A 2,986-nucleotide genomic window follows, 5' to 3' on the forward strand; every position below is an offset into this window, starting at 1 on the left:
CCGAGGGGCGATCGGCTTTTCGACATTTGGCAGGAATCGGGTGGGCGGCGAGGGTTCAAGGACATAATTTCCAATCACGACACCGGAGATTTTTCCATGACCATCCAGTTCAAAGCTTTGCCGACCGAAGCTGTCAGGACGCTGCAGCGTGGTGGCGTCGATGCTTATGGCCAAACGCCCGAGCGAAAGATCTCCGACGGTGACGGCATGCCTTGCCGGCATTGTTTGAAGAACATAGGAGCCGGCGATGCCTATCTTGTTCTGGCATACAGGCCATTCCCGGAGCTTCAGCCCTATGCCGAAACCGGGCCGATCTTCCTGCATGCCGAGGCATGCGACCGCGCTGCCGAGAGCGAGGCGCTGCCCGAGATTCTCGAAAGCCCCGACTACATCGTGCGCGGCTATGGCAGGGATGATCGTATCGTCTATGGCAGCGGCGGCGTGATCTCGACCGGAGACATCACCGGGCGGGCCAAGACCTTGTTGGAAAGCGACGAGATCGCCTACATCCATGTCCGCTCGGCGCGCAACAATTGCTACCAGTGCCGCATCGAGCGCGCTTGAGGTTGAGATTAGCCGCTGGAAACAGCTGTCGTACTCCCGTCGCATAGTCGCGATAGAAAGCCATTGTCGATCGATTTGCCGACCGCGGATGAACCGGCGGCAAATCTCGACATCGAGGAAGCGGGGCTTTGGCTCCGCTTTTTTGTTGCCTGCGTTTGGAGCAGACGTATTCCACGCAAGAAAAAAGCCGCCGGCATGGCCGACGGGCCGCAACTGTTTGGCTGGAGGGCCTTTTAGTTGAACTTGTACTTCGCGCCGAGGCGCACGGTGTGGAAAGAGGAAGTCGAGGTAAGGGTGTCGTCAGGTGCGCCGAATTCCGAAGAAAAGTCCTTCTTGGCGAACTGCGAATAGCGATATTCGAGGCCAACGGTGACATTGCTGGACAGAGCCGTTTCCAGTCCGCCACCGACCGAGAAGCCGCTGGAGCCCCAGTCGAGGATGTCGCCGATCGGGTCGGAAGCGTTCAGGTCGAAATGCTGCCAGCTATAGCCGGCAAGCGCATAGGCAAGGGTCGATTCGTTCATCTTCATGCCAACGCGGCCCAACACATCGAACCCATAGTCCGTATCGACGTTGATCGATCCGCCGCCGAGATCCAGCTTGGAAGTCATGCCGGAGTAGCGTGCATCGACCATGACGCCTGCGACCCAGCTGCCGAAGTCATGATCGTAGCCGACGTTCAGTTCACCAAAGGCACCTTCGCCACCGAGACCATTGAATTCCAGGTCGCCGAGCGGCGGAACGTTGATCTGGTGCACGGACGCACCGGCACCACCAGCGCCGCCGATATAGAAGCCGGTCCAGTTGTAGGCTGGCGTCTCGAAGGCAGCACCGCCGCCGTTCTGGGCACCGAAACGGTAATTGGCTGCGATCTGGAAAGTATGGCGCGAGGTGTCAAGATTGAGGAGACCGTCCGGAACCCCGACGATGCCAGCCTCGGAAAGAAGATCGTCCTTGGTCCCGAAGCCCGTATAGCGATACTCAGTCTTGATCGTCCAATTGCTGTTGATGGCCGTTTCGATGCCACCTCCGACAAAATACCCGCTCTGATCCCAATCAAAGTCGAAGCCAGCGTTCGTATCGAGCTTGTACTTCTGCCAGGAATAGCCACCCAGCACGTATCCCAGAGTGTTTGGCGTCAAGAGGTAGCCGAGACGCAGGCCAGCGTCGAAACCGTAGGTTTCCTTGATCGAAGCGTCGAATCCCGTAATGTCCAGCGTGGTCCCGATGTTGCCGACGTGAGCGTCCAGCAGACCTCCGATGAGGAACCGCGGCGCGACCATATAGTCATAGCCAACCGTCAGCTCACCGTAGACGCCTTCGCCACCAATGCCGTTCAGCGAGACTGGAATAAAATCGCTGCTGAGCTTGTGTACGTTGGCACCGGCGCCGACGCCAAAACCAACGTATAGACCGCTCCAGTTAAAGCCGGCAGCTTCTTCTACCGGCTGCACGACGTCTGCTGCGTGAGCAGCAGATATCAAAGCCACAGCAGAAACAGCACCAAGAAGAAAAGATTTCGCGGATGTGCGAATGAACATATGCCCGTACCCCATGAGTAAACCCAGAATGTCTCTAGCAGGGAACCGGCCGGCACGGGAATGACAAATATGCAACAATGATGAGCAAAGTGCCGTAGCGTCACATCTTTCGACGCCATGCTTTGCCTGAAAAACAGGCTCGCAAGAAAAAACCCGCCGGCATGGAACCGGCGGGCTGGATTGAAAGGAGCTGTTTTTCGCGAAAATCAGGCGGCGAGTACCGCTTTCGGCTCGACCAGTTCGTAGCCGAGCGCCTCGGCGACTGCGCGGTTGGTGATCTTGCCCTTGTGGACATTGAGGCCGTTGCGCAGGTGGTGATCGTCGACCAGCGCCTTGAGGCCCTTGTCGGCGAGCTGCAGGCCGTAGTGAAGCGTCGCGTTGTTGAGCGCGTGGGCCGACGTGACGGGCACGGCACCCGGCATGTTGGCGACGCAATAGTGGATGACGCCGTCGACCTCATAGGTCGGGTCGGCATGGGTGGTGGCGTGCGAGGTCTCGAAGCAGCCGCCCTGGTCGATGGCGACATCGACCAGCACCGAGCCTTTCTTCATGCCCGACAGCATTTCGCGCGAAACCAGTTTTGGCGCCGCGGCACCCGGGATCAGCACCGCGCCGACGACGATGTCGGCTGAAAAACACTCTTCTTCCAGCGCCTCGACAGTCGAGTAACGAGTGTGGACGCGGCCGGCGAAGAGATCGTCGAGCTGGCGCAATCTCGGGATCGAGCGGTCGATGATGGTGACGTCGGCGCCAAGGCCGGCCGCCATCCTGGCCGCGTGCAGGCCGACGACGCCACCGCCGAGCACGGTGACCTTGCCGGGCAGCACGCCGGGCACGCCGCCCAGCAGCACGCCGCGGCCGCCATTGGCCTTCTGCAGCGC

At 59.7% G+C, this 2,986-nt stretch carries 4 protein-coding genes; 2 read left to right on the plus strand and 2 right to left on the minus strand.

Annotated features, from left to right (window positions below; translation table 11 throughout):
- The first annotated feature begins 96 nt into the window (after nt 1–96).
- A complete protein-coding gene (locus EN932_RS32650) occupies nt 97–564 on the plus strand; it encodes a DUF1203 domain-containing protein (protein WP_127385344.1) in 468 nt (155 codons plus the stop codon).
- 63 nt (nt 565–627) lie between these two features.
- Nucleotides 628–801, plus strand: coding sequence for a hypothetical protein (locus EN932_RS38215; RefSeq protein WP_164890746.1), 174 nt, complete (start codon nt 628–630; stop codon nt 799–801).
- Here EN932_RS38215 and EN932_RS32655 read toward each other — a convergent pair.
- Together EN932_RS32655 and EN932_RS32660 are read right to left on the minus strand one after the other, a co-directional pair.
- Nucleotides 798–2,105: an outer membrane beta-barrel protein gene (locus EN932_RS32655; protein ID WP_063168057.1), complete on the minus strand. Its 1,308-nt coding sequence runs from the start codon at nt 2,103–2,105 to the stop codon at nt 798–800. The two genes, EN932_RS38215 and EN932_RS32655, sit on opposite strands and share 4 nt — an antisense overlap.
- A gap of 206 nt (nt 2,106–2,311) precedes the next feature.
- On the minus strand, nt 2,312–2,986 hold a 675-nt coding region (locus EN932_RS32660; protein ID WP_164890747.1), incomplete at its 5' end, for an NAD-binding protein.

Source organism: Mesorhizobium sp. M7A.F.Ca.US.002.01.1.1, from assembly GCF_004022955.1.
Classification (GTDB): Bacteria; Pseudomonadota; Alphaproteobacteria; order Rhizobiales; family Rhizobiaceae; genus Mesorhizobium; species Mesorhizobium ciceri.